The sequence below is a fragment of the Aeromonas sp. TECH754 genome, assembly GCF_056279295.1.
In genome coordinates, this window is sequence record NZ_JBWBRA010000001.1 from 3491918 (window position 1) to 3517270 (window position 25353).

A 25353-nucleotide genomic window follows, 5' to 3' on the forward strand; every position below is an offset into this window, starting at 1 on the left:
CCGTCGGGCGGGCCGGCCAGACTCAGGTAGTGAGAAGATGTACAAGCTGATCGCATTGGATATGGATGGCACCCTGTTGACCCCAGCAGGCCAGATCACCCCTCGCACCCACACCGCCATCGCGGCCGCGCGTGCCAAAGGCGTCACCGTGGTGCTGACTTCGGGCCGCCCGCTGGAAGGCATGACCGCCTATCTGGCCGAGCTGGGTCTGACCGGCCCGGATGACTACGTCATCTGCTACAACGGCGCCCTGGTGCAGCACGTCGCGGACCAGCGCATCATCCGCAGCCAGCTGTTGACCGGCAGCGATGCCAGCGCCATCGCCCACCTGGCCGATGAGCTGGGGGTGAACATCCACGGCTTCTCCGTCCGTCTGGGTCTCATCAGCCCCAGAGTCAGCACCTATACCGAGCACGAGTCCCGGCTGGTCGACATGCCCATCAACCTGGTGGACTTCGCCACCCTGCCCGCCGACGAGCAGATCATGAAGGTGATGATGATAGATCCGGAGCCCCAGCTCTCCCGCGCCATCGCCCAGCTGCCCGCCGAGATCTATCAGCGCTACACCGTGGTGCGCAGCTCCCCCTACTTCCTCGAGTTCATGAACAAGCAGAGCAACAAGGGCACCGGCGTCGCCGCCCTGGCCGAGCATCTGGGTATCACCGCGGCTGAGGTGATCGCGGTGGGGGATGCGGGCAATGACCGCCACATGATCGAATACGCCGGGCTCGGGGTCGCCATGGGCAATGCCACCGAGGAGATCAAGGCGCTGGCGCAGCACACCACCAGCCGCAATGATGACGAGGGTGTGGCCAGGGTGATCGAGCAGTTCGTGCTGAATGCCTGATCCCCTGCGGGGCATCCACGGATGCCCCGCTATCTGCCCCCGCCATCCCGCTCGAATGTTTAATATATCCACCATTGCAGCCTGCCCATCCTCCCTCTGCTCCCGCACAGCCCCCTGATATAGGGACTCAAGCTAACTCGGCCACCACGAAACTTAACATTAACGCATCATTTCGTTTGACATATTGAACGGCCTTGGCAGACTGGGATCAGGATCCAGGCTGTCATTGCCCAGGCTGACCGACGATTCTGGCACTGCGGCACGACCCGGATCCCATGACCATGCCTTGAGGCATGCCCTTGCTGCCCTGCCGCCGCAAGGGCCTTCCCAAGGCGCAGGATGAGACACCACAGCCAAGGATAGCCAAGGTGACCTATGCCCAACCCCGCCCCCCGTACCGATCGTAAACCCGTCGTGCTGATGACCATGGGCGCCCAGCCCCGTAACGGTCACCCCTATCAGGTCATGACCCACAAATACATAACTCCCCTGGTGGAGATCAGCGGCTGCGTGCCCCTGCTGGTGCCGACCTGCTGCGGCGCCGAGGATCTGGAGCAATATCTGGACCTGGCCGACGGCGTCTACCTGAGCGGCGCCGGCTCCAACATAGATCCTGCCCTCTACGGCCAGGAGAACCTGACCCCGGAGAAGCCCCAGGACAGGGACAGGGATCTGTTCGACATTCCGCTGGTGCGCGCCGCCATCGACAGGGGCTTGCCGCTGCTCGGCATCTGTCGCGGCATGCAGGAGATCAACGTGGCCCTCGGCGGGGACATTCATCAGAAGGTCTATAACGAACCCGGCTATGCGGATCACCGGGAGGACGCAGAGGATCCGGTGGAGGATCAATATGGTCACAGCCACCAGGTCAGCCTGGTGCCCGGCAGCTGGTTTGCCGAGCTGATGGGGGAGGCGCAGATCCCGGTCAACTCCCTGCACGGCCAGGGGATCAGGACGCTGGCCAAGGGGCTGGCACCGCTGGCCTACGCCGAGGATGGTCTGATCGAGGCTATTTATGCCCCCGCCCTTCCCCAGTTCACCCTGGCGGTACAGTGGCATCCGGAGTGGAAGGCGAGCGAAAACCCCCACTCCATCAAGCTGTTCGAGGCCTTCGGGGCCGCCTGCCGCGAGCGCAGGCAGCAGGCTGGCTAATCGCCGCCAGTCCGCCGGCCTGTGTCCGCCATCGGGTGCAGGCCGGCGCCACGCCGTTGAGTGGTGCATCCTCTTTATCAGCCCCCCTTGAATAGCAAACGGGTCATGGCGAGCCACCGGCGTCATGCGCTAGCATGGGCGCATCAGCCACCACCGGGATCTCATCATGCTACTGATGGCATTGGCCTTGAGCGCCAGCCTGCAATTCGATTGCCCACCCCGGATAGAGGACCGCCAGCAACTGCTGTCCCAGCCCGCGGGTTGGCAAGGGGTGAGTCGGGATGGGGAGGGAAAGCCGAGCCAGACGCTGCACCACAGGTTGGTGAGTCTGGCCCTGTTTGACGGTGAGCCGGGGGAGCTGGCGCAGCTCAAACCCGACAACGGTGACAGCGATGAGATCCATTACTGGAGCCTGACGGGAAACGGGGTTCGCCCCCTCTATCTGGTCTGCCACTATCAGGACAGCGCCATCAGCCTGCAGCAGCCGCTGCCCTCAGGCATCACCTATTGCCGGGTCAATCAGACGGACTGGGGCCCAAGCGGCCTTATCTGCCGCAAGTAACTCACGCCAGCAAGGCTCAGAGCAGCAGCTCCGCCAACTCGCCGAGGGCGCCGAGCTCCACATCCGGCAGCAGTTGCAGCCGTTGGCGTGGCTGATTGCGGTCATTGAGCCAGGCGGTCCTAAAGCCGTGCAGGCGAGCCCCCAGCACATCGGTCTCCGGGTCATCCCCCACGTGCAGGATCCGCCCAGCTGGCAACCCCAGCGCCGCCTGCGCCTGCAGGAACATGTCCGACGCCGGTTTCATCCTCGCGCCCGCCCCGGCCTTGCAGACCAGGGTGAAGTAGTCGCTCAAGCCGGCGGCCGCCAGATCCAGGTTGCCGTTGGTGATCACCACCAGCGGATAGCGTCCAGCCAAACGCCCGAGCAACCCGTGGGTCGCCGCGCTCACTTCTATCTTCGAGCGCTCGGCGAGGAAGCCGGCGAACACCCGGCTAGCCTCCAGCTCGGCCTGCTCAAGGGGCATGCCGCCCTGTACCATGGCCTCACGGATGCAGTGCTGGCGCGCCAGACTGACGTCTTGAGACAGCGTGGGATGGGCGAGCAGCAGCTCACGCTTGAGCGCCAGCCAGCGCGGCTTGTCCAGCATGGCGGTGGCCAGGTATTCGCTGCGCAGGTGCGCCAGCATCCACTGCTCGGCCCGCACTATGGCGGGGCCGTTGTCATAGAGGGTGTCGTCGAGATCGAACGAGATGGCGGCCACCGGCTGCCAGCGGCGATAAAACTGCATGGGCTCTCCTCTGACGGGGCGGCATGTCTGCCCCTTATTCGTTGTCCTCTGAGCCCGGATCCCGCTTGGCTCTGGGGTGGGCGCTGTCATACACCTTGGCGAGGTGCTGGAAATCGAGGTGGGTGTAGATCTGGGTGGTGGAGAGATCCGCGTGCCCCAGCAGCTCCTGCACCGCCCGCAGATCGCCGGAGGATTCCAGCATGTGGGTGGCGAAGCTGTGGCGCAGCTTGTGGGGGTGGACGTGGGCGTTGAGTGCCTGCTTGTTGCCCCAGCCATCGAGCCGCTCCTGCACCGAGCGGGCCGACAGCCGCCGCTTGCGCTGGGAGACGAACAGCGCCTCGGCCTCGTCCCCCGCCAGCAGTGGCCTCACTTTTAGCCATTTCTGCAGCCACTCCACCGCCATCCGCCCCATCGGCAGCACCCGCTCCCGGGAGCCCTTGCCGGTGACCCTGAGCTGACGCTCGTCCAGCTTGATGTCCACCAGGTTGAGCCCCACCAGCTCGGCGAGGCGCAGGCCGGAGGAGTACATCAGCTCCATGATGGCGCGATCCCGCACCGCCAGTGGATCCTGCTCGTCGGTGATGTTGAGCAGCTGGTACATCTCGTCCACGTCAAGGTTCTTGGGCAGCGGCCGCCCCTGCTTGGGGGTCACTATGCCGCGGGCCGGGTTGGCGACCAGTCGCCCCTGGCGCACCTGCCAGTCGCAGAAGCTGCGCAAGGCCGAAACCTTGGTGGCCAGCGAGCGGGGCGCCAGCCCCCCCTTGTGCATCCGGCTCACCAGGCTGCGCACCTGGCTCGCCTCGAGCCGGGCCCAGTCATCGAGACCGAGGCGCACCAGCTCCGCCGCCATGGCCTGCAGGTGTGCCTCGTAGTTGCTGCGGGTGTGGGGGCTGAGCTGGCGCTCGACCCGCAAGTATTCGATAAAGGCCGCCAGCTCATCGGCAAGGGCCGCGGGCAAGGGCTCGGGGGCAGGAGTCCCCCTGGCGGGATCCTTAGCCACGGGTCAGCTCGGGCAGACGCTGCTGCAGCAGGCGACCGAGCTGGCCCAGCAGCAGGGTGTCGTTGTGGGGGGCGAAGTGGCTGGGATCCGAGCTGGCGAAGGCCAGCACCCCGAGCTCGCCGAGGCGCATCAGGGCCACCGAGTTGACCAGCACGTCGTTGCCGAACAGCGTCTGTTTCTCGCTCTGGCTGAGTCGGCCAAAGTAGTAATCCGTCCCCGGCAGACGCTGACCCAGCAGTTGATCGAGTTGCTTGCCCTCTGCCAGGAAACGCTGCTCAGGGCCGCTGAGCTGGAATTTTTTCGGGTTGAGCCAGAGCCGCAAGCCGGTCAGCCGCAGCCGCTGCACGAAGGCCTTGCCCATGATCACGCTCGCCTCGAACAGGGTCCGGCAGCCATAAAGCTCGCCATAGAGGTCGGCATAGACCCGGAAGATCCGCTCGTTCTCGCTGGCGACCCCCATCAGTTCGGTGATCTCCTGCTCCAGCTGCTCGATGCGCTCGCGCTGCCTGTCCATCTGGCGCTCCACCAGGGAGACGGTGCCTTTTTGCTCATGGGGAATGCGGATCCGGTCCAGCATGGCCGCGTGGCGCTGGAAAAACTCGGGATAACGGGCCAGGTACTCCAGCACTGTGGCTTCGTCCATCAGTGATTCCTGCCGTTTGAGTTCGCTCATAACTTGGTTGATCCATCATAGAAAAAGGGCACTGGGCCCTGACATTATCGTTGTGCAGAGGGGGCTTGCGCCCCCTTTTGTCATCCCCTCCCTCTGGGAGAGGGCGTTATAGCTCTATCTGGCCATCGAACACGTGCTCGGCCGGCCCCGTCATGTAGACCGGCTGACCCGGCCCCTTCCAGGCGATGGTCAGCTTGCCACCCGGCAGGCTGACGGTGACCCGTTCCTTGAGCTTGCCCTGGCTGATGCCGATCACCGCGGCGGCACAGGCGCCGGTACCGCAGGCCAGGGTCTCCCCGACCCCCCGCTCGAACACCCGCAGCTTGATCTCGGTGGCGTTCACCATCTCCATGAAGCCGACGTTGACCCGCTCCGGGAAGCGCTCGTGCCGCTCCATGATCGGGCCCAGGGTCGATACGGGTGCATCCGCCACCGAGGGCACCTCGATGACGCAATGGGGGTTGCCCATGGAGACCACGCCACACATCACAGTGTGTTCCTGGGCCCGCAGCAGGTAGGTTTTTTCCGCCTTCTGGGCGCGAAAGGGCACCTTGCCCGGTTCAAACTGGGGGACCCCCATGTTGACCGTGACCTGGTTCTCGCCCTCCAGTTGCAGGGTGATGCGGCCGCGGGCGGTGCTGACCCCGATCCTGTCCCGGTTGATCAGCCCCTTCAGGCGCACGAAACGGGCAAAACAGCGGGCGCCGTTGCCGCACTGCTCCACCTCGCTGCCATCGGCATTGAAGATCCGGTAGTGAAAGTCGAGCTCGGGATCATAGGGCGGCTCCACCAGCAGCAGCTGATCGAAGCCGATGCCGAAGTGGCGATCCGCCAGCCTCTTGATGATGTCGTTGCTGAAGAACACCTTCTGGGTGACGCCGTCCACCACCATGAAGTCGTTGCCCAGGCCATGCATCTTGGAAAAATCTATCAACATCCTGCATTCCTGTACCGTTGATCGGGCGCCCACATCATGGAACGCCCGGGAGTCTGTCAGCCCTGCCCATCTCCCTCCGTACCAGGAGAGAGGGGGTTTCGCTACCATCTCACGACGAGGGTTTCTAGGGTAGCAAATGCTCGCCGCGCCAGAGATCGGCCAGCTGCTCGCGCTCCCGGATGAGATGAGCTTGATCACCGTCCACCAGCACCTCGGCCGCGCGGGGACGGGTGTTGTAGTTGGAGGCCATGGTGAAGCCATAGGCCCCGGCGGAGCGGACCGCCAGCAAGGAGCCTTCACCAATGGCCAGGGTGCGCTCCTTGCCGAGGAAGTCGCCGGTCTCGCACACCGGGCCCACCACGTCGTACAGTGCAGGCTCGTGGGCCGTGCGGCTGTCCACCTCGATGATGTTCATCCAGGCGCCATAGAGGGAGGGGCGCAGCAGATCGTTCATGCCGGCGTCGATCAGCGCAAAGTTGCGGGTCTCGCCCGGCTTGAGGTACTCCACCTTGGTCAGCAGCACACCGGCGTTGGCAACGATGGCGCGGCCCGGTTCGAACAACAGGGTCAGCTTGCGGCCCGTCAGCTTCTGTTTGAGCGCCTCGGCATACTCGGTGGGATGCGGCGGCTGCTCGGCGCCATAGTTGACCCCCAGACCACCGCCCACGTCCAGGTGATGGATGTGGATGCCTTCGGCGGCCAGCTCGTCGATGAGCCGCAGCAGCTTGTCTGCCGCCTCCATAAAGGGATTCAATTCAGTGAGTTGAGAACCGATATGGCAATCCACCCCCTTGATCTCGATGTTCGCCATGGTCGCCGCCTTGCGGTAGATGGCGGGAGCCTGTTCGATGGGGATGCCGAACTTGTTCTGCTTGAGGCCGGTTGAGATATAGGGATGAGTACCGGCATCGATGTCCGGGTTGACCCGCACCGAGACCCGCGCTTTCTTGCCCATGCTGCCGGCCACCCGGTTCAGGCGCTCCAGCTCGGCTTCGGATTCCAGGTTGAAGCAGAGGATCTCTTTCTCCAGCGCGAGGCGCATCTCGGCCTCGCTCTTGGCCACGCCGGAGAAGACCACCTTGGCCGGATCGCCGCCCGCCGCCAGCACCCGTGACAACTCGCCACCCGAAACGATGTCGAAACCCGACCCGAGCCGGGCCAGCAGGTTGAGCAGCGCCAGGTTGGAGTTGGCCTTGACCGCGTAGCAGATCAGATGGGGAATATCGCCGGCCGCCTGATCGAAGGCATGCCAGTGACGCTCCAGGGTGGCGCGGGAATAGACGTACAGCGGGGTGCCGTATTGCTCGGCGAGCTGTTGCAGGGGAAGCTGCTCGGCCTGCAGCTGGCCGTCGGCGTCGTAGTTAAAGTGATCCAAGGGGGCGGTTCCTTCCTAAATTATTGCGGCGCGGCCTCGGTGGCCGGTTTGGCGGTCGCAGGCGAGGTGGCTTGCGGTGTACTCTCTGTCTTGGGCGACGCTGGTGTTGGCTGCTCGGCGGGAGCCGGTTGCTCCGGCGGCGGCATATAAAGCGGCCCCGTCAGACCACAGGCGCCCAACCCAAGGGACAGAAATGCGGCCAACAGGCACTTGGTGAACTGGCTGGTCATAATGGTTCGCTGCGAAAAAATTTTTGGCCCTCTATAATCGCACTCACATTGTTAAAAGCAACAGGATAAACCGATGAAGGATCACGAGTATCACGCCCTGACCGACGCCTTTTTCCAGTACGTGGAAGACGTTATCGACGAGGGGTATCCGGATATCGACTGTGAACGGGCCGGCGGTGTGCTGACCTTAAGTTTCGAGAACAAGACCAAGGTCATCATCAACAAGCAGGAGCCCCTGCACCAGATCTGGGTCGCCACCCGCGAGAACGGTTTTCACTTCGAGCTGCGCGGCGAGAGCTGGATAGACAACCGCTTCGGCGAGGAGCTCAAGGCCCTGCTGACCCGCGCCTGCACCACTCAGGCCGGTGAGCCGGTACGCTTCCCATGATCGATCTGCATCCCGAAGGCGCCCGCCACGCGGTGATCTGGCTGCACGGACTGGGAGATTCCGGTGCCGGACTGGCCCCCCTGGCCGAGGCGCTGGACTTGCCCGCCGAGCTGCCGGTGCGTCACCTGCTGCCGGATGCGCCCGAGCGTGCCATCACCATCAACATGGGCTACAAGATGCGCGGCTGGTACGACATCAAGAGCTTCGAGAACCCGGCAGATCGCGCCGTGGAGTCCCATGTACGGGAGTCGGCCGAGCGTATCCAGAGCCTGCTGGACAGCCTGATCGCCGAGGGCTTCGCCCCCGAGCGCATCGTGCTTGCCGGTTTCTCCCAGGGCGGCGTCATCGCCTCCTTCACCGCCCTGCGTTGCTCGCAGTCGCTGGCGGGCCTGCTCTGCATGTCCACCTACCTGGCGGCGCCCGATGCCTTGCTGGGGGAGATGAGCGAGGCTGCCCGCGCCCTGCCCATCTGCTACATGCACGGCATCTATGACGATGTGGTGGCGCTGTCCATGGGCTGGGAAGCGAAGAACCGGCTGGAAGCAGCCGGTCTCACCCCCGAGTGGCACGAGTATCCCATGCGCCACGAGATCTGCCGGCCCCAGCTCGCCGACATCCGCGACTGGCTGCTGGCTCGCCTCGGCGCCTGACTCCGGACAACGACACATACGACAACGGCCTGCAGATGCAGGCCGTTTTCATTTGATCGATCCGTGCGGTGTCAGTAGCACATCATCCTACTTCCCGAGCTGGGCCCGGATTGTCTCGCTGCGGACTCTGGCTGCGGTAGGGGATCACCGCCAGCACCTCGCCCTGCTGCACGATTTCGTAATACTGGGGCAGGTTGAAGTTGCTGAACTGGCCCGCGTTGCTGAAGCGCTCGTGGCCCGAGGTGTAGAAACGGTTCACCCCCTGCACCAGCTCATCCTTGTTGCCGGCGAAGTGCTGGTAGATCTCCACCCGGTTCGCCTCATCCAGGATATAGATGTTGGTGCCCGCATTGCGGGTGTCGAAGAAGAACTGCACCAGCCCCTCGCTGGCGTAGGCGTCGACGATGCCGGGCAGATGCTGGCTGTGGGTCTTGTCCAGCCGCAGCGGCAGGTGATCCAGCTTGTTGTGGGAGATGTGGCGGTAGAAGTCGATGGCGTTTTCCAGCTTCTTGACCGACACCCCCCGTCGCTCGAAGAAAATGCCGTATTTTTCCTTGCCGAGGGAGAGCGTCTTGACCAGCTGCTGCTTGTCGCGGGCGAGGCGCAGCTCGATGCACTCGGCCAGCAGTTGCTGGAAGCGGGAGCGCACCAGGGAGCGGAAGTGCTGGCTGTAGCAGAACACCTCGATCATCTCGGGGGCGGCCGCATCCTGGTGCATCTTGCCGAGGATGGTGGTGAGGGCATCCACCACCGCCTCTTCGCCCTGGAAGTGCAGGGTGCGGATCTCGCTCCAGGAGTTGCGATAGACCAGGTCCACCGAGCCCACCAGACACTCCTGGTTGCGGCCGAACGAGAACACATCGGCGGCGTTGGCATCGAATTCGATCACCTGTCCGACCCAGTGGCTGGACGGATCCGTCTCCAGGTTCAGGAAGATGGAGAGTTGATGGATCTCGCAGGGACGGCTCAGGGCCAGGTTGGTGGCGAGCGGGTACTTGACCGGGAAGGTATCGGACAGGTCGCGGCAGAACTGGTGCAGGTTGTCGGTGTGCAGATCCGAGCCCTGATTGAACAGGTGTACCCGGCTCTGGGACGTCATCAGGCCATTGAAGTAGGCCCAGGCGATCAGCTTGCTGATGTAGCCGTTATATTCGAGCGGCGCCCGGCCGATGATGTTCACCGGCTCCAGCGAATGCTTGTAGAGATACCAGCCGGCCCGGTTGAGACGGCCGTGGGGCACCTGCACGAAGCTCAGATCCGGCTCGCTCAAGTCCGGCGCTATCTTGAGGTTGATGCGTTGCACCTTGCCCGGCAGGCTCTCGAAGGCGGCATAGAGCTTGCGCGACAGTATGCCGATGTCTTCCGGGTTGATGGACTCGCTGATGTTGTTGCGCCGGGCGAACTGGATCAGGTTGCGATAGCTCTGCATCAGGGCTTCGAGCAACTCGGCGTAAGCCACCTTGACGTCCTCGACCTTCCACTCCTGGCGGTGATCGAGATGATGCAGCCGCTCCTGACTCCAGCCCCAGTAGGCCACCAGCTGGGCCATCTGTTCGCGGCGCCAGTCCGGGCTGTGCTCTTCTTTCGGATGGCTCAGGCCATCGCACACCTTGAGGTAGAAGCAGCGTCGCACCAGATCGAGCCGCGCCATGTCACCGATAGACTTGAGGTAGTTGGTCACCTTGTCCAGCATCAGGCAGTAGTTGTCGAGTCGGTAGTGCATGCCCTCGTTGTGCTGGAACCAGTCGCGGCTGGTTACCGACAGCAGGCGGGTGCTGGGATACTCGTGGGAGTAGGCCTCCATCAACACCGACTTGAGCACCGCCTTGTAGGGGGAGTCGATGCCCTTGTAGAGCTGCCACAGGGCGGAGCCGAAGTACTCCTCAGCCGGAATGCGGTTGAAGCCGCCGAGATCGAGCCAGTCATCCTGGCTCAGCTTGCCGTGGGCAAACAGGCCGCTCACATAGTCGTCGTAGTGATCGTCATAGTCGCTGGGCACCAGATACCAGAGCAGCCGCTTGCCGGCGATGTGCATGGCGCTGCGGTAAAACTCGTCGAGCAGCAACAGGTGCTGGGCGCTGCCGCAGTTCTCCCCCTGCATCTGGGCGTCGTTGCGCTGGCGGAACTTGTCCTCGGGGATCAGGAAGAAGTTGAGATCGACACCGCGCTGCTCGGCCCACTTGGAGAGCATCTGGCACTTTTGATCCAGCAAGGCGAGCCGCTCCACCGACAGGCCGGCGGCATGGCAGACCCAGATGTCGAGATCCGAGTGGCAGCACTGGCCGATGGACGAGGTGCTGCCCATGGAATAGAGGCCCTGGATCGACTTGTCGTGGGTGCTGAGGCCACCCTGACAGTTGGCGTTCTGGCACAGATCTTCGATGAAGGCCTGCTGGGCCTCGTTGGCGACAAAACTCCAGATACCATGAGGCACGTCCCCCGTCACATAACCGGGCAAGAGGGGATGATTGAAGTGCAGCATGACGGGCAGCAACTGGAAGACCTGTTGCCCATAGCGACTCATGAGATCCAGCGCTCGTTGCGTCTTGAGACGATTGAGTTCGTCGTAGCGCGCCACCAGCGTGTCGAGTTTTACCAGCAATGCCCTACCTATGGGGAAGAGAAATGACGCACCAAAACGGGGAGACGTCAAAAAAGTGTGATCATGTTAACAATGCAAACTGCCGTGGTAAACAAGCCCGTACGGAATCATCGGATTATTTCTGACCAGCGCGGTGACGGTATCATCGGAAAGCAATAAAAATAAATAAATTCAAATGATTACATTTATTTTCTGGCTGGATGAAAATCATTTTCAACCCACTTTTTTGAGCCTGCCCCCGCTTTTGCCGGCTACGCCATGAAAGCCCCTGCAAAGGGTGGTAAGATCGTTTTCCTCACTAAAGATGAAACAACTGATTGATATGGCAGCCCGAACCCTGAAAATCGCCACTCGCAAGAGCCCACTGGCCCTGTGGCAGGCCAATTTTGTCAAAGATCGGCTGGAGGCACTCTATCCCGATCTACAGGTCGAACTGGTGCCCATGAGTACCCAGGGTGACAAGATCCTGGACACGCCGCTCGCCAAGGTCGGCGGCAAGGGCCTGTTCGTCAAGGAGTTGGAGACTGCCATGCTGGAAGGCCGTGCCGACATCGCCGTCCACTCCATGAAAGACGTGCCGGTAGACTTCCCCGAGGGGCTCGGCCTGCACACCATCTGCGAGCGGGAAGATCCCCGCGATGCCTTCGTCTCCAACCGTTTCACGCAGATAGACGAGCTGCCCCAGGGCGCCGTGGTCGGCACCTCCAGCCTGCGCCGCCAGTGCCAGCTGCGCGCTGCGCGCCCGGATCTGGTGATCCGCGACCTGCGTGGCAACGTCAACACCCGCCTCGCCAAGCTGGATGCCGGTGACTACGACGCCATCATCCTCGCCGCCGCCGGTCTGAAACGGCTGGAGATGACGCACCGTATCACCGCCTTTATCGAACCGGAGCAAAGCCTGCCCGCCAATGGTCAGGGCGCCGTCGGCATCGAATGCCGTATCGACGATCATGAGCTGCACGCCCTGCTGGCGCCGCTGGAGCACGCCGAAACCCGCGTGCGCGTGCTGACCGAACGGGCCATGAACCGCGCCCTGCAAGGGGGTTGTCAGGTGCCTATCGGTGCCTATGCCCTGGTGCAGGGAGAGGAAATCTGGTTGCGCGGTCTGGTCGGCAGCCCGGATGGCACCCGAGTGATCCGTGACGAGATCCGCGGCCCCCTGGCCGACGGCGAGGCCCTCGGCCATGCCCTGGCCCAACGCCTGCTGGCCGATGGCGCCGACGTCATCCTGGCCGAGGTCTACCGCGCATGAAGGCAGGCCGGTTGGCCATCCCGCCCCTGCCGCTGAGGGGGATCTGATGATCCCGCTGGTGGTGCGCCCGGCGCAGCAGGCCGAGGATCTGGTGCAACTGCTGCGCCAGCACGGCCACCGCCCGCTCTGCTGCCCGTTGCTGGAAACCCGGCCGGGAGATGAGCTCCCCGGCCTGCCTGCCCTGCTGGCCACGGCGGAGATCGTCATCGCCGTCAGTGTGCATGCAATTAATTTCGCTCATCATTTTCTGTTGCAAACTGGTCAGACCTGGCCACATATTGACTACTTTGCGGTCGGTCAGGCGAGTGCCGATGCCTTCGCCGAGGTCGGGATCCGGGCCCAGAGCCCCGAGGATCCTCGCAGCGAAGGCCTGCTGCTGCTGCCAGCCCTGCAGACGGTTGCCGGCAAGCGGGTGCTGATCCTGCGTGGCAACGGCGGGCGGGATCTCATCGCCCGGACACTGGCCTCACGCGGCGCACTGGTGCACTATTGTGCCACCTATGAGCGGCACTACCCCGCGCTCGACGGAGACGCATTGACCCGCCATTGGCAGGGAGCCGGCCTCGACAGCCTGCTCATCACCAGTGGCGAACTGCTGCAGCGGCTGCTGGAACTGGTGCCAGACCAGCAGCAGCCCTGGCTTTATGACCGCCTGTTGGTGGTGCCCAGCCCCAGGGTGGCCGAACTGGCCGAGGCGGCTGGCTTTACTCGTATCGTGATTGCCCAAGGTGCATCCAACCAGGCTCTGGTGGCCGCCCTGGAACTGAGGAAGATGGAATGACTGAACAGCAAGAAGTCCAGCCGAGCGCTGCGGCCCCGGTGATCGACAACACCCGGTCCGATAACAAGAAAGGCCGCTCCGGCGCCGTTCTCGGCGGGATAGCCATACTGCTGGCCCTCGGGCTGACCGGTGGTCTCTATCTGCACGGCTACCGCAATGCCGTCGCCCAGCAGGCCGAATTGACGGCCCTCAAGCAACAGCTGGCCGAGGTCATGGGCAAACTGGATCAGACCAACAGCAAGGATGCCGAGCAACTGGCCACCCTCGGCAAGAGCCAGCAGCAGCTGCAGGACGCGCTGGACGGCCTGCAACACAAGGTGCTGGATCTCGATGACAAGCGTCCCAACGACTGGATGCTGGCCGAATCCGAATACCTGGTGCGCATGGCGGGCCGCAAGCTGTGGCTCGAACACGATCTCATCTCCGCCATCACATTGCTCGGCAACGCCGACGAACGGATCAAGGCGCTCAACGATCCCAGCCTGATGCCCATTCGCAAGGCGCTGGCGGAAGACATCACCAAGCTCAAGGCCATGCCGCGAGTCGATCGCGAGGGGCTGACCCTGAAGCTGGCCGCCCTGTCCGATCAGATAGAGCTGCTGCCGCTCTCCACCGTCAGCATGCCCGATGCCAAGGCCGAGCCGGATCAGGCGGTCAGCACCAACCCGGACGAGTGGGAAAGCAACCTGAAGAAGAACTGGGTCAAGTTCACCGAGAACTTCATCACCATCCGCCGTCGTGACGGTGCGGTGGAGGCCCTGCTCTCCCCGCAGCAGGAGATCTTCTTGCGCGAGAACCTCAAGACCAAGCTGCTGCAGGCCCAGCTCGCCGTGTATCGCGAGCAGCAGGCGCTCTACACCGACAGCCTGGACAAGGCCCAACGCTGGCTGACCCAGTACTTCGACGTCGACAACAGCGCCACCCAATACATGCAAACCGAGCTCGACAAGCTCAAAGGCGAGCAGATCCAGTTCGACTACCCGGATCAGTTCAAGACCCAGGCCATGCTGGAACAGGTGCTGACCGAGCGCCTGCAACGCATCCTGGCCGGCAGTTGAGGAGGAGACCATGATTCGTCTGATCCTAGTGGTCGCCGTGATGGTGGCCGGCCTGATGTTCGGCCCCGAAGCGTCCGGCAACAAGGGCTATGTGCTCATCTCCCTTGGCAACTACACGGTGGAGTCCTCGGTCACCAGCGCCGTGATCCTGGCGGTGCTGTTCTACGGTGCCCTGCTCATCCTCGAGTGGCTGCTCGGCCGGGTGTTCGGCCTGCGCCGCAAGACCCAGGGCTGGTTTGGCACGCGCCGCCGCCGCAAGGCGAATCAGCAGACGGTGAACGCCACCCTGGCCATGGCCGAGGGGCACTACAGCCAGGCCGAGAAGCTGCTGCTCAAGGGCGCCGACAACAGCGATACCCCGCTGCTCAACTACCTCAGTGCCGCCAGAGTGGCCCAGGCCCGCGGCGATGATGCTCGCCGGGATCACTACCTGCAGAAGGCGCAGGAGGAGAACCCCAAGGCCGAGCTGGCGCTGACCCTGATCCAGACCCAGTTGCAGATTGAACAGGGCCAGTACGACAGCGCCCTCGGTCGGCTCGAATCCGTCTACGCCCTCAATCCACGCCACCCCATGGTGCTGGACCAGCTGCGTCAGGTCTATCTGGCACGGCAAGACTGGGCGGCGCTGATCGATCTCGCCCCCGCCCTGCGCAAGGTGGGCAAGCTGACGCCCCAGCAGGAAGAAGAGCTGTTGCATCAGGCCTGGCGTGCACGTCTCGAGGCCGCCAGCGGCGCCCTCGAGACCCTGCGCCCGGTCTGGCAGGAGCTGCCCCGCAAGCTGCGCCAGGAGCCAGCCCTGCTGGCCAGCTATGGCGATCGGCTGCGCCAGCTCGGGGCCGACAGCGAGGCGGCCGAGCTCTGGCTGGAGGCGCTGCGCAAGCACCCCGCCCCCGAGCTGTTCACCTTGCTGCCCAAGCTCAAGCTGGATGACTATCAACCCATGCTGACCCTGCTCAAGAAGATGCAGGATCAGCCGGGTGCCGAGGCGGCGCTGGCCCAGATCTATCTGCTGGCCGGTCAGCTGGATGAGGCCCAGCGTCTGCTGGAGCAAGAGGTGCAGCGCGCGCCGAATGCCGCCATCTGCCATGCCCTCGGCCAGCTGATGGACAAACGCCGGCTCACCAACAAGGCCAACGAGTACTATCGTCAGGCCCTGGAGCTTGCCGGGATCTAAGCCCGCCTTTCCCATGCAAAAGAGGCCGCAATTGCGGCCTCTTTTTTGTTCGTTGTTTTCTCGTACCGCCCGGTTCAGGCGGTCAGCCGCTCCAGCTCACCGATGAGCCAGATGGCCTCCTGTCGGTGAGAGCCGCACACGTCCTGCATGGGGCGAAAACCGCCGCACACCGCGGGCCGTTCGGGCTGGCCGAAGATCTTGCAACCCAGTCTGGCATCGAGCTGGACACACGCTACTCCGGCCGGTTTTCCCAAGGGCATGCCGGGGATGGCGCTGCTGATACTGGGGGCGATGCAACAAGCCCCACAACCTTGACGACATTCCATGTGATGCTTTCCTGTGCATGGCGAAGCAGTCTATCAAAGAGCCGTGATTCTCCTTAGCCTTATCCTTGGTGCCCCTGAAATAGAGCACCGCTTGCCACACAGGCAACAAAAAACCCGACGGCGAGGCCATCGGGCTTTTTAGCAGCAGGGGCTCAGCGCATCACAGGATGCCGCCGCGTACCCCGCTGCCCTTGCGATCCAGGCGGTGGCATCGGAACTTGCCCCTCCCACATCCTGATTACAGGATGATGTCGCGCACCACGCTGTCCTTGCGATCCAGGAAATGGATCGACTTGATGCGACGGATGGTCCGCGATTTGCCACGGATCAGCAGGGTCTCGGTGGTCGCCATGACGCCGTCGCTGGTGATGCCGTCCAGCAGATCACCCTTGGTGATGCCGGTGGCCGAGAAGATGACGTTGTCATTCTTGGCCAGATCTTCCAGCTTGAGCACCTTGGAGAGATCGATGCCGAGCTCCTCGCAACGGGCAATTTCCTGCTCGCCCAGGGCGCGCACGTCCGGGCTGTCGCCCTTGACCTTGTGACGGGGCACCAGGCGCGCCTGCATGTCACCATCCAGCGCGCGGATCACCGCCGCCGAGATGACCCCTTCCGGGGCGCCGCCGATGCCATACAGCATGTCGACTTCGCTGTCCGGCAGACAGGTAAGGATGGAGGCGGCTACGTCGCCGTCAGGAATGGCGAACACGCGCACGCCCAGTCCCTGCATCTCCTTGATCGCCTTGTCGTGGCGCGGCTTGGCCAGGGTGATCACGGTCAGACGGGAGAGCGGCTTGCCGAGCGCCTTGGCCACGGCCTTGAGGTTCAGCTCGAGGGCCTGGTCGAGATCGATGGACCCCTTGGCCTTGGGACCGACGATGAGCTTTTCCATGTACATGTCGGGGGCCTTGAGGAAGGATCCCTTGTCACCGACGGCCAGCACGGCCAGGGCGTTGGACTGCCCCATGGCCGTCATGCGAGTACCCTCGATGGGGTCGACCGCGATGTCTACCGCGTCCCCCAGACCCGTCCCCACCTTCTCACCGATGTAGAGCATGGGGGCTTCGTCGATTTCGCCTTCGCCGATCACAATCTCACCATCGATCTGGATCTGATTGAGGATGTGGCGCATGGCCGCAACGGCCGCACCATCGGCGATATTCTTGTCACCACGTCCGAGCCACTTGTAGCCAGCCAGTGCAGCCGCTTCCGTCACTCGGGAAAACTCGATTGCCAGTTCACGTCTCATCGCATATCCAACCTTAGGTGCTCGAAAACGGGCGGCATTCTACCACAAGGGCAAACCTTTGCGCGCAAAAGTGGCGGATCACCATATAAATCGCGCCGTCACCCAATTGACACCAAACCGCCATCGGTTGTTCACGGCGCGGTAACTTCACTGTCATTTCCCCTGACTAGCATGGCCCCGTCTTTTAAAACAAAGCTTGCAACACAAGGGATTAAGATGAAAAAGCTGACTGTAGTCGCATTGGCACTCACCGCTGCCTTCCAGGCCCAAGCCGTCGAAGTATACAAAAATGACTCCACCCTGCTCGATCTCTATGGCCGCATCTACGCCGGCCAGTTCTTCGGCGAGAAGAAAGAGCTGGACGCCAATGGCGACATCAAGAACGAATACAGCGACAAGCAGGGTGCCAACCAGTTCGTCCGCCTCGGTGCCAAGGTTGAGAGCGAAATCAACCCGGGTCTCAAGGCCCTGGCCCAGTACGAGCTGCAGATCTACATCAACGACAGCGAGAAGACCGTCAGCGAGAACTCCGACAACCTGCGCACCCGTCTGGCCTTCGCCGGGGTCGGCGCCAACTGGGGCAACGTCACCTTCGGTCGTCAGCAAGGCGCCCCCGGCATGCTGGCCAACTGGACTGACGTCTCCCTCTCCGACGGCTACGGCAACGACGCCCTCGGCGCCAAGACCGACACCTTCGCCACCAACCGTGCCGGCTCGGTGCTGAAATACTCCGGCCTGTTCAACGGCTTCCAGGTCGACACCAGCTACAAGTTCGACGGCGGTGACACCGAAGAGACCACCAGCAAGGACAGCGATGCCGCCTACGGCGCCGCCGTCTCCTACACCTTCCCGTTCAACCTGGCACTGGGCACCGCCTACAACGTGGGTATCCGCGACAAGAGCGGTGAAGAGGACGCCAAGCTGTGGCTGCTCTCCGCCAAGTACGACAACAAGGCCGTCTACGCCGCCCTGAGCTACGCCGACGGCAGCGACTTCCTGGCGACCGGCAAGGATCACAGCGGTTGGGAAGCGGCGCTCGGCTACAACTTCGAGAGCGGCTTCGGCCTGATGGCCCTGTGGAACAAGCAGACCGTGGAGCAGAGCGGCAAGAGTGACTACGACTCCATCGACTACTACACCCTGGGTGCCCAGTACAAGTTCAACAAGAACCTGCGGGTCATCGGCGAATACCGCATCAACAACCTGGACAGCAATGACAGCGGCAAGCTGAACACCAAGGATGACTTCCAGCTGGCGGCTCGCTACGACTTCTAAGCCCGGCCTCGTATCCGCTGAATCTCACCAAAAACGGCGCGCAGAACCCTCTGCGCGCCGTTTTCATTTCATCCCTGCCCTCAGAAGATGTTCACGATCTGTCGCGAGAGGTCGTCAGCAAGGTAAAGAGCAGCGCAGGAACCGGAGTGTATGTGAATACATGAGCCTCTTTACCACACGTAAGCGAGCAGCATATGAGCCTTGATCACGGCCTCGCAGCAAGATCATGAACAGGTTCTCAGCCTAGCGGCTTTTGCACCGCCACCAGCAGCAACATGGGGCGCTCGGCTTCCTCCGCCAGCGCCGGATTGGCGGCGATCTGCTCCGCAGTCGGTCCCCACTCCTCCAGGCGACGGATCGCGAATCCCGCCGCGATAAGCGCATTGAGATGGGTGCCCAGGGTGCGGTGATACTTGATCACCCCCTCCGCCAGCCAGTTGCTGACCCGCTTGCCCTCGGCCTGGTAGCCGTTGACAGGCCAGGAGCGGCGCCCCTCCCCATCCACCAGCCAACCCTGGGGCTGCGGGCAGGTGAAGATGGGATGCTCCACCGAGAACACAAAGCTGCCCCCCGCCGCCAGCGAGTGGTAAACCGTCTCGAACAGCGGTGCCAGCTCGGGCAGGTAGTGCAGCGCCAGCGAGCTGTAGACCAACTCGAACGACTCGGCGGGCAGCTCGATCTCGCTCAGATCCCCCTGCTGGTAGCGGATCCCCTCATCCCGGGTCAGCTCGGCGGCGCGGGCCAGCATCCTGGCGGAGAGATCGATGCCGACTGTCTCGGCCGCCCCCTGCTCCCTGACGGCGCGGCAGAACCAGCCATAGCCGCAGCCCAGATCCAGCACCCGCTTGCCGCCAAGGGGCGGCAGCATGGCCTGCAGCGCTGGCCACTCCGGTGCGCCCGCCAACCCCTGCTGGGAGCGGGGCAACTGGGCATAGCCTTCAAAAAAGCCTGGGTTATCATAGATATTTTGTGACATTTAACGCTTCCTCATACTGGCATGGCGGCAAGTCAGGCATCCATCAGCATACCCCGACCCACACAGCCAGAGACCAAAAAAAAGCAGAGAACCCGGGCGGGCCTCTGCTCTGTTTCGCGCCCGCATCCTGGATGCGGGCCAACAAAAAAGGCCATAGACGATGGAGCGTCTATGGCCTTTGTTTCGCTCGTACCAACGCGGCTCGGGCCTCATGAGGTCCGATCGGCAAGGGTACGATGAATGGGGGGGAGGCTCAGGCCTCCCCAGGCTCCGGACAATGCTTCATCGTGCGCATCTGTACGGAGTTCACTCGGATCACTCGCTGATCCGAGGCATAAAGCGTCATCTTGATCACCGGGCCAAGGCTGGCCGTTGGGAGAATGGGGAAATTGGACGCCACTCTAGGGGCTGGTCGGCCCGATGACAAGCAGACTGTCCCGATTTTGCCGGGCGGCTCACGGCAGTTTCTTCTGCCAGAACAGGGCCCGGCCTACCTCCGGGCTCAGCTCATATCCCGCAAACCCGCTGGCACTATAGGCCGCCTGAGCCACCTTGTTGCCCTCCAGCACCTCCAGGGTCAACTTGCAGCAACCGAGTTCGCGGGCGAGGTGCTCCACCTCGGCCAGCAGCCGCTTGCCGAGGCCGCGACCGCGAAAATCCGGGTGCACGGCGATGTCGTGGATATTGAGCAGGGGCTGGCAGGCGAAGGTCGAGAAGCCCTCGAAACAGGTGGCCACCCCGGCCGGTTGGCCATCCACCCAGGCCAGCAACACATGGGCGTCACTTCTCGCCGCCAACGCCCCGGCCAGATTGGCCTGCACCTCGTCAGGCAAGGCACAGCCGCCCCCCATCTCGTCTTTTGCGTATTCGTTGAGCAGGAAGACCAGCGCCTCGCCGTGCTGCCGATTATTCAGATCTGCCCTGATGATCTCTTCCATCTGTCGCCTTCCCTTTGCATGAGTCTGAGGTGACAACCCGCCACCGGCCTCAGATGGTAAACCAGCCCCAGGCCACCACCAAGGCTCAACTGCCGGGTCAATGCCGCCAGCCAGCGCCATCTGGCTGCGCCCACAGCCATAGATGTAATTTTTTTACACCTTTCCCTTGCCAGCCAAATGAAAATAAATATCATTAGCGTCCTCCCGTCTCGGGAGTCAAAAAAATAATTACAAATAAATCAATAAGTTCAGGCCATCAGGTCGATTAAAAGAGTCACACGCAGATGCATAACCCCAACCCAGAGCGCGCCCTGCTGGGCGCCGCTTTGCTGGCCTTGAGTGCCGGCACCCAGGCCGCTGACGAGACCATGACGGTCGTCGGCAAACGCAGTCAACACGAGGAGGTCGCCACCGCGACCCGCACCGGCACCCCGGCCAAGCTGGTGCCCCAGACCATAGAGAGCGTCCCGGTCAGCGAGCTGACCGCCTACGGCCAACCCACCCTGAGCGAGGCCCTGAGCGGCATCCCCGGGGTCAACGCCAGCGGCGACACCCGCTTCGACAGCGTCAACATCCGCGGTTTCAACGCCAGCAACGACTTCTACCTCGACGGTCTGCGCGACGACATGCAGTACACCCGGGATCTCGGCAACATAGAGCGGGTCGAGGTGCTCAAGGGGCCGGCCGCCGTGCTCTACGGCCGTGGCAGCACCGGTGGCATCGTCAACCGGGTCAGCAAGAAGCCCCAGCGGGGCCAGGCCTCCAGCGTCAGCGCCCAGATCGGCAGCTTCGACAGCCAGCGCCTCGCCGCCGACCTCAGTGCCGAGGCCGGCGAACGGGTACAACTGCGGCTCAACATGGCGCAGGAAGACAAGGAGAGCTTCCGCGATGGCGTGACCAGCAAGCGTACCCTGCTGGCGCCCTCCGCCAACTGGGAGATCGCCGACAACCTGAACTGGCTGGTGCAGTACGAGCGCAACGGCAGCGATCGCACCCCGGATCGCGGTATCCCCGGCGTCAACGGCCGTCCGGCCGATGTGCCCATCGAGAGCGTCTACAGCGACACCAGCCGCGACTTCATCGACGACGTGGCCCAGTCCACCCGCTCCCAGCTGACCTGGGATATCAACGAACAGTGGCAGTTGCGCCAGCAGCTCGGCTACACCACCCTCGACAGCCAGTTCGACAACACCTATGTCACCAGCGTCAAGGGCGATCAGGTGACCCGCGCCCGCTGGCAGCAGGATCTCAAGGCCAAGAGCCTGACCAGCAACACCGAGGTCGAGGGCCAGCTGCAGACCGGCCCCGTCGAGCATCGCCTGCTGGTCGGATTGGAGCAAAACTGGCAGGAGCGCACCCCCAAGCTGTACCAGAACGCCACCCCGATCCCGCCGGGCAACCTGTACGAACCAGGTTCCTTGCCCACCTATAACGGCGCCATGAAGCTCTCCAGCGACGCCAACCACAAGGTGCGCGGCTACGGCCTCTATCTGCAGGATCAGCTCAGCCTGGGTGACTGGCACCTGCTCGGCGGCCTGCGCCGGGACGAGTTCACCGTCACCAGCCGCCGCAACGACCTCAACAAGGAGGAGACCCTCTCGGTCACCAGCCTGAGCCCGCGTCTGGGCCTGGTGTGGAACCCCATCGAGGAGCACGCCTTCTATACCGCCTACAGCAAGACCTTCACCCCGGTCGGCGGTGAACTGATCGGCATCACCCCGGGGGACCAGAACAACAACCTGGATCCCCAGCACACCCGGCTGTACGAGGGCGGGGTGAAGAGCGACTGGCTGGGCGGCCGACTGGCCACCACCCTCTCCCTCTACCGGTTGGAGATGTACAACAAGCGCAGCAAGGATCCGCTGGATCCCACCAAGGTGATCCTCACCGGCCTGCAGCGTACCGACGGCATAGAGCTGAGCGCCCGCGCCCGGCTGACCGACGAGATCTATCTGCACGGCGGCGTCGCCATTCAGGATGCGGAGCAGGTCAAGGCGGATGCGGAGCTGCAGGGCAAGCGGCCGAGCAACGTTTCGCGCGAGAACGGCCAGCTGTTCGCCGGCTACCAGAGCGGCCAGCAGGGCTGGTTTGGCGAGACCGGGGTAACGGCGGTGGGGGATCGCTTCGCCGACAACGCCAACACCACTGTGCTGCCGGGCTACGCCCGCTATGACGCCCGCGCCGGTTATCGCTGGCAACAGTGGGATGCCCAGCTCAGCGTGGAGAACCTGACCGACCACCAGTACTACGTCAGCGCCACCAGCGCGGCCCAGATCATGCCGGGCAGCCCACGTCAGCTGAACCTGACCGCGGCCTACCGCTTCTGATCCCCTCCTGACCAGACTGGCCGGCGCAAGCCGGCCAGATATGTATGAAAACCAAGAAACTTCCCCTGCATAACAACAAGTGGGTACGCCGCATCCACGCCTGGGCCGGATTTGCCACCCTGGCCCTGCTGCTGATCTACGGCCTCAGCGGCCTCTGGCTGCAACACAGGGCCGTGCTGCCCCTGCCCGGCCCCCATACCGACAAACAGAGCGAGACCCTGACGCTGACGACACCGCTGGCGGATCCCGCCGCGCTCACGACACTCTTGCAACAACACTATTCCGCCGAGCTGGCAGAGGCGCGCACCGCCATAACCCCACCCCAGCTCCTGCCCACCCCGAGCGGCACTCTCACCTTGCCTGCGCGCTGGGAGCTCAAGGATGTCAGCTTGAGCGAGAGCCTGGCCGCCAGCTATGTGGTCGGCACTCTCGAGGTGCGCATCGAGCACCAGCAGGCCAATTTTGCCGCCAGCCTCAACCGGCTGCATCGCGGCATGGGCACCGGCCTCTCCTGGCAGCTGTTTGGCGATCTCGCCGCCCTGGCGCTGCTGCTGCTCGCCCTCACCAGCCTGCTGATGTGGAACAAGCTGCACGGGCCGCCCCGGCGGGGCATCGCCCTGCTGCTGGCGAGCGCCCTCGCGACAGTGCTGATCGCCCTGCTCCAGGCCTAGCAAGCGGTGCGGTTTGTTACCTACACCAAAGCGGGATCCCGCTCTCAGAACCTGTTCACGATCTGCGACGAGAGGTCGTCAGCAAGGTAAAGAGCAGTGCAGGAACCGGAGTTTATAGACATAAATGAGCCCTTGGTTTCACATAAGCGAGCAGCACATGAGCCTTGCTCACGGCCTCGCAGTTAGAGCGTGATCAGGTTCTCACCGGGGGTAACGCCTTTTTCGGGGGAGGTAACAAAGGGTAACCGGCCACCGGCAGGGGTCACAGTTGTGGCCGGCGCGGCTGGCAGGGGTCACCCCTGACTGTTAGGGTGCGGCCTGAACTCCAGACGCCAAGAGGTATCATGCGCATCTCCAGCATCGAGTGCGGGCGGGTACTGGCCATAGTGGCCGTGATGACCATTCACATCTCCCCCTTCAGCAATCCGTTCGATCCCGCCCTCTGGGGGGATCCTCTCTATCTCTGGCTGGGGGGTACCATCAACCAGCTGAGCCGCTTCGCGGTGCCGCTGTTCTTCCTGTGCGCCGGTTACTTCCTGCAACCCAGGCTGATCGCGCACAACCCCATGGAGGTCGCGTGGCGTTACTGCCGCCCCCTGCTGCGGCTCTGGCTGGGCTGGAGCCTCATCTATCTGCTGGTGCCCTTCAATCCGGTGGCTGCGGTGCAGCAGGGCTACCTGCCAGCCATGGCGGGTCAGTGGCAGATGCAGGTGGGGGATCTGCTCAACGTCTGGCTGGTGGGTGGCATGATCCACCTCTGGTTCCTGCCCGCCCTGATCCTGGCGGTGCTGATCCTGGCGCTGTGCCAGCGCGGCGGCCTGCCTCAGCTGGCCCTGGTGATCGGCGTCCCGCTCTATCTGCTGGCGCTGCTCGGCGGCTCCTACGGCAAACCGCTGCTGGGTGGCGAGTGGGCGCTGCTGACCCGCAACGGCCCCTTCTTCTCGCTGCTGTTCGTGGCGCTCGGCGCCTACCTGCGCGCCCGCAGATGGCGACCGGATAGCAAACACAGCGCCCTGCTGATGGCCGCGGGTCTGGCGCTCTATGCACTGGAGGCTGTTGGCCTGCGGCACTTTGCCGAGGTGCCCCTCAACCGCCACGACTTCCTGCTGGGATCCCTGCCCTGGACCCTCGGCCTGTTCGGCCTGCTGCTGGCCAATCCCGACTGGGGCAAGGGCAGCTGGCTGGAGCGCCAGGCTCCCAAGGTGCTCGGGCTCTACTGTCTGCACATGATGCTGGTGGTCTGGCTGATGATCTTCGGCCCGCAAGGCAAGCTCGTCTGGTGGGAACTGCTGAAGGTGCCGGTACTGCTCGGCTGCACGCTGCTCGCCTACCGGCTGCTGGACATGACCCCGGTCAGCCGCTGGCTGCTGCGGGCTCGCTGACGGGACAAATGACAGAGGGACCTGCTGGCCCCTCTGTCTGCTGCCGTACAGAGGCGGCGGCTCAAAATCTCAGCGTCAGCCCGACATTGGCCTGCCACTGGGTGATGAGCTCCCCCCGCACCCGGAAGGCGCAGACCTCCGGATTGCAGAGGAACTGGCTGTCGTCGTTGACCAGGGAGCCATAGCCGCGCACCTCGGCGCGCAGCGCCAGCTGCTTGGTCAGGCGTGGTTGCACCCCGAGCGCCAGCGACATGGAGGGAGCCGTCTCGCTGTCGTAGGCATCGAAGCGCGTCACCCCGATCCCGGCGCCTATGTAGGGCGCCATCATGTGATCGGAGAGCGTCAGGGCACCGGCGAAGTGCAGGGTGTCCACCGTCAGCTTGTCCGGCTGATCCGGCGATATCCGGGTCGACTGGTGGCTGTAGAGCAGCTCTATCATGCCGGGGTCGTCCACCTCCTTGCTGATGAAGAAGCCCCAGTTGCCCGAGCTCTCCCCCTGCAGGGAATCGATGTCGCTTGCCACCGGCGTGGGCTCGGGATCGTCCATCGCCTCGAAGTCGATCGACGAGCTGTAGCCCGCGAAGGGCGTCAGCTGCCAGCCCAGATCATCAGGTTGGGCTGCCCAGCCCTGGCCCAGTGGCAACAACAGCCCCATCACCATCATTCCCGCTCGCGTCACGGCCTTCTCCCTGATCTGCAGATGCATGTGCATTGCTTGTGCCAAAAGCATATCAGAGCCTTCTGCATCCGATCCTAAATAGGGGCTGTATCGCGCCATTTTGACCGGCCCGAGACTCGCCG

The 25353-nt window shown here is 63.4% G+C and carries 25 protein-coding genes; 13 read left to right on the top strand and 12 right to left on the bottom strand.

Annotated elements, in window-relative coordinates; genetic code table 11:
- Positions 1-37: 37 nt before the first annotated feature.
- The 3 genes from yidA to ACZ9IL_RS15855 all read left to right on the top strand — a co-directional run bounded on the left by yidA (position 38) and on the right by ACZ9IL_RS15855 (position 2561).
- A complete protein-coding gene (gene yidA, locus ACZ9IL_RS15845; RefSeq protein WP_476004350.1) occupies positions 38-847 on the top strand; it encodes a sugar-phosphatase in 810 nt (269 codons plus the stop codon).
- Positions 848-1222: 375 nt separating this feature from the next.
- Positions 1223-1999 carry a gamma-glutamyl-gamma-aminobutyrate hydrolase family protein gene (locus tag ACZ9IL_RS15850; protein WP_476004351.1) on the top strand — a complete coding sequence of 259 codons (777 nt, stop codon included), beginning with the start codon at positions 1223-1225 and terminating at the stop codon, positions 1997-1999.
- A 166-nt stretch (positions 2000-2165) separates the two neighbouring features.
- Positions 2166-2561 (top strand): STY0301 family protein, encoded by a 396-nt coding sequence (locus ACZ9IL_RS15855; RefSeq protein ID WP_476004352.1) that lies wholly within the window; start codon positions 2166-2168, stop codon positions 2559-2561.
- A 16-nt stretch (positions 2562-2577) separates the two neighbouring features.
- Here the strand turns inward: ACZ9IL_RS15855 and ACZ9IL_RS15860 are convergent, their stop codons facing one another.
- From ACZ9IL_RS15860 to lptM, 6 genes are all read right to left on the bottom strand, one after another.
- A complete protein-coding gene (locus ACZ9IL_RS15860) occupies positions 2578-3288 on the bottom strand; it encodes an HAD-IA family hydrolase (RefSeq protein WP_476004353.1) in 711 nt (236 codons plus the stop codon).
- 34 nt (positions 3289-3322) lie between these two features.
- Positions 3323-4288, bottom strand: a complete 966-nt coding sequence (gene xerC / locus ACZ9IL_RS15865; RefSeq protein WP_476004354.1) for a tyrosine recombinase XerC — start codon at positions 4286-4288, stop codon at positions 3323-3325.
- Positions 4281-4961 carry a DUF484 family protein gene (locus tag ACZ9IL_RS15870; RefSeq protein WP_476004355.1) on the bottom strand — a complete coding sequence of 227 codons (681 nt, stop codon included), beginning with the start codon at positions 4959-4961 and terminating at the stop codon, positions 4281-4283. Before ACZ9IL_RS15870 ends, xerC begins: the two co-directional genes overlap by 8 nt.
- Positions 4962-5067: 106 nt before the next feature.
- Positions 5068-5898, bottom strand: a complete 831-nt coding sequence (gene dapF, locus ACZ9IL_RS15875; protein ID WP_476004356.1) for a diaminopimelate epimerase — start codon at positions 5896-5898, stop codon at positions 5068-5070.
- A gap of 124 nt (positions 5899-6022) precedes the next feature.
- The gene (gene lysA, locus ACZ9IL_RS15880) at positions 6023-7273 is read right to left on the bottom strand and encodes a diaminopimelate decarboxylase (protein ID WP_476004357.1); all 1251 of its coding nucleotides are present in this window, start codon (positions 7271-7273) and stop codon (positions 6023-6025) included.
- A gap of 20 nt (positions 7274-7293) precedes the next feature.
- Positions 7294-7503, bottom strand: coding sequence for an LPS translocon maturation chaperone LptM (gene lptM / locus ACZ9IL_RS15885; protein ID WP_476004358.1), 210 nt, complete (start codon positions 7501-7503; stop codon positions 7294-7296).
- 73 nt (positions 7504-7576) lie between these two features.
- On the opposite strand from lptM, the gene cyaY reads away from it, so the two are divergent.
- On the top strand, positions 7577-7891 hold the full coding sequence (gene cyaY, locus ACZ9IL_RS15890) for an iron donor protein CyaY (protein WP_476004359.1): 315 nt from the start codon (positions 7577-7579) through the stop codon (positions 7889-7891).
- Positions 7888-8541 carry an alpha/beta hydrolase gene (locus tag ACZ9IL_RS15895; RefSeq protein ID WP_476004360.1) on the top strand — a complete coding sequence of 218 codons (654 nt, stop codon included), beginning with the start codon at positions 7888-7890 and terminating at the stop codon, positions 8539-8541. The genes cyaY and ACZ9IL_RS15895 overlap by 4 nt, the downstream gene beginning before the upstream one ends.
- Before the next feature lie 82 nt (positions 8542-8623).
- Here the strand turns inward: ACZ9IL_RS15895 and ACZ9IL_RS15900 are convergent, their stop codons facing one another.
- On the bottom strand, positions 8624-11143 hold the full coding sequence (locus ACZ9IL_RS15900) for a class I adenylate cyclase (protein WP_476004361.1): 2520 nt from the start codon (positions 11141-11143) through the stop codon (positions 8624-8626).
- 322 nt (positions 11144-11465) lie between these two features.
- On the opposite strand from ACZ9IL_RS15900, the gene hemC reads away from it, so the two are divergent.
- The 4 genes from hemC to ACZ9IL_RS15920 are packed head-to-tail and all read left to right on the top strand — an operon-like array spanning position 11466 to position 15408.
- Positions 11466-12395 (top strand): hydroxymethylbilane synthase, encoded by a 930-nt coding sequence (hemC, locus tag ACZ9IL_RS15905; RefSeq protein WP_476004362.1) that lies wholly within the window; start codon positions 11466-11468, stop codon positions 12393-12395.
- A gap of 46 nt (positions 12396-12441) precedes the next feature.
- A complete protein-coding gene (locus ACZ9IL_RS15910) occupies positions 12442-13176 on the top strand; it encodes a uroporphyrinogen-III synthase (protein WP_476004363.1) in 735 nt (244 codons plus the stop codon).
- Positions 13173-14234, top strand: coding sequence for a uroporphyrinogen-III C-methyltransferase (locus ACZ9IL_RS15915; protein WP_476004364.1), 1062 nt, complete (start codon positions 13173-13175; stop codon positions 14232-14234). Before ACZ9IL_RS15910 ends, ACZ9IL_RS15915 begins: the two co-directional genes overlap by 4 nt.
- A 10-nt stretch (positions 14235-14244) precedes the next feature.
- Complete coding sequence (locus ACZ9IL_RS15920) at positions 14245-15408, top strand: heme biosynthesis HemY N-terminal domain-containing protein (protein WP_476004365.1); 1164 nt, start codon at positions 14245-14247, stop codon at positions 15406-15408.
- A gap of 74 nt (positions 15409-15482) precedes the next feature.
- Here the strand turns inward: ACZ9IL_RS15920 and ACZ9IL_RS15925 are convergent, their stop codons facing one another.
- Together ACZ9IL_RS15925 and glpX are read right to left on the bottom strand one after the other, a co-directional pair.
- A complete protein-coding gene (locus ACZ9IL_RS15925) occupies positions 15483-15734 on the bottom strand; it encodes a YkgJ family cysteine cluster protein (protein ID WP_476004366.1) in 252 nt (83 codons plus the stop codon).
- Between the two features lie 238 nt (positions 15735-15972).
- Complete coding sequence (glpX, locus tag ACZ9IL_RS15930) at positions 15973-16983, bottom strand: class II fructose-bisphosphatase (protein ID WP_476004367.1); 1011 nt, start codon at positions 16981-16983, stop codon at positions 15973-15975.
- Between the two features lie 216 nt (positions 16984-17199).
- Between glpX and ACZ9IL_RS15935 the strand changes: the two genes are divergently transcribed.
- Positions 17200-18258, top strand: a complete 1059-nt coding sequence (locus ACZ9IL_RS15935) for a porin (protein ID WP_476004368.1) — start codon at positions 17200-17202, stop codon at positions 18256-18258.
- A 238-nt stretch (positions 18259-18496) separates the two neighbouring features.
- Here ACZ9IL_RS15935 and ACZ9IL_RS15940 read toward each other — a convergent pair whose 3' ends face one another.
- Complete coding sequence (locus tag ACZ9IL_RS15940; protein ID WP_476004369.1) at positions 18497-19234, bottom strand: class I SAM-dependent methyltransferase; 738 nt, start codon at positions 19232-19234, stop codon at positions 18497-18499.
- Positions 19235-19689: 455 nt separating this feature from the next.
- Positions 19690-20172 carry a GNAT family N-acetyltransferase gene (locus tag ACZ9IL_RS15945; protein WP_476004370.1) on the bottom strand — a complete coding sequence of 161 codons (483 nt, stop codon included), beginning with the start codon at positions 20170-20172 and terminating at the stop codon, positions 19690-19692.
- A gap of 284 nt (positions 20173-20456) precedes the next feature.
- Here ACZ9IL_RS15945 and ACZ9IL_RS15950 point away from each other — a divergent pair, with 284 nt between their 5' ends.
- From ACZ9IL_RS15950 to ACZ9IL_RS15960, 3 genes are all read left to right on the top strand, one after another.
- Complete coding sequence (locus ACZ9IL_RS15950) at positions 20457-22499, top strand: TonB-dependent receptor (RefSeq protein WP_476004371.1); 2043 nt, start codon at positions 20457-20459, stop codon at positions 22497-22499.
- 44 nt (positions 22500-22543) lie between these two features.
- On the top strand, positions 22544-23170 hold the full coding sequence (locus tag ACZ9IL_RS15955; protein WP_476004372.1) for a PepSY-associated TM helix domain-containing protein: 627 nt from the start codon (positions 22544-22546) through the stop codon (positions 23168-23170).
- Positions 23171-23514: 344 nt separating this feature from the next.
- Positions 23515-24552, top strand: coding sequence for an acyltransferase (locus ACZ9IL_RS15960; protein ID WP_476004373.1), 1038 nt, complete (start codon positions 23515-23517; stop codon positions 24550-24552).
- Positions 24553-24613: 61 nt separating this feature from the next.
- Here the strand turns inward: ACZ9IL_RS15960 and ACZ9IL_RS15965 are convergent, their stop codons facing one another.
- Positions 24614-25213, bottom strand: a complete 600-nt coding sequence (locus ACZ9IL_RS15965; RefSeq protein WP_476005367.1) for an outer membrane beta-barrel protein — start codon at positions 25211-25213, stop codon at positions 24614-24616.
- Positions 25214-25353 lie beyond the last annotated feature (140 nt).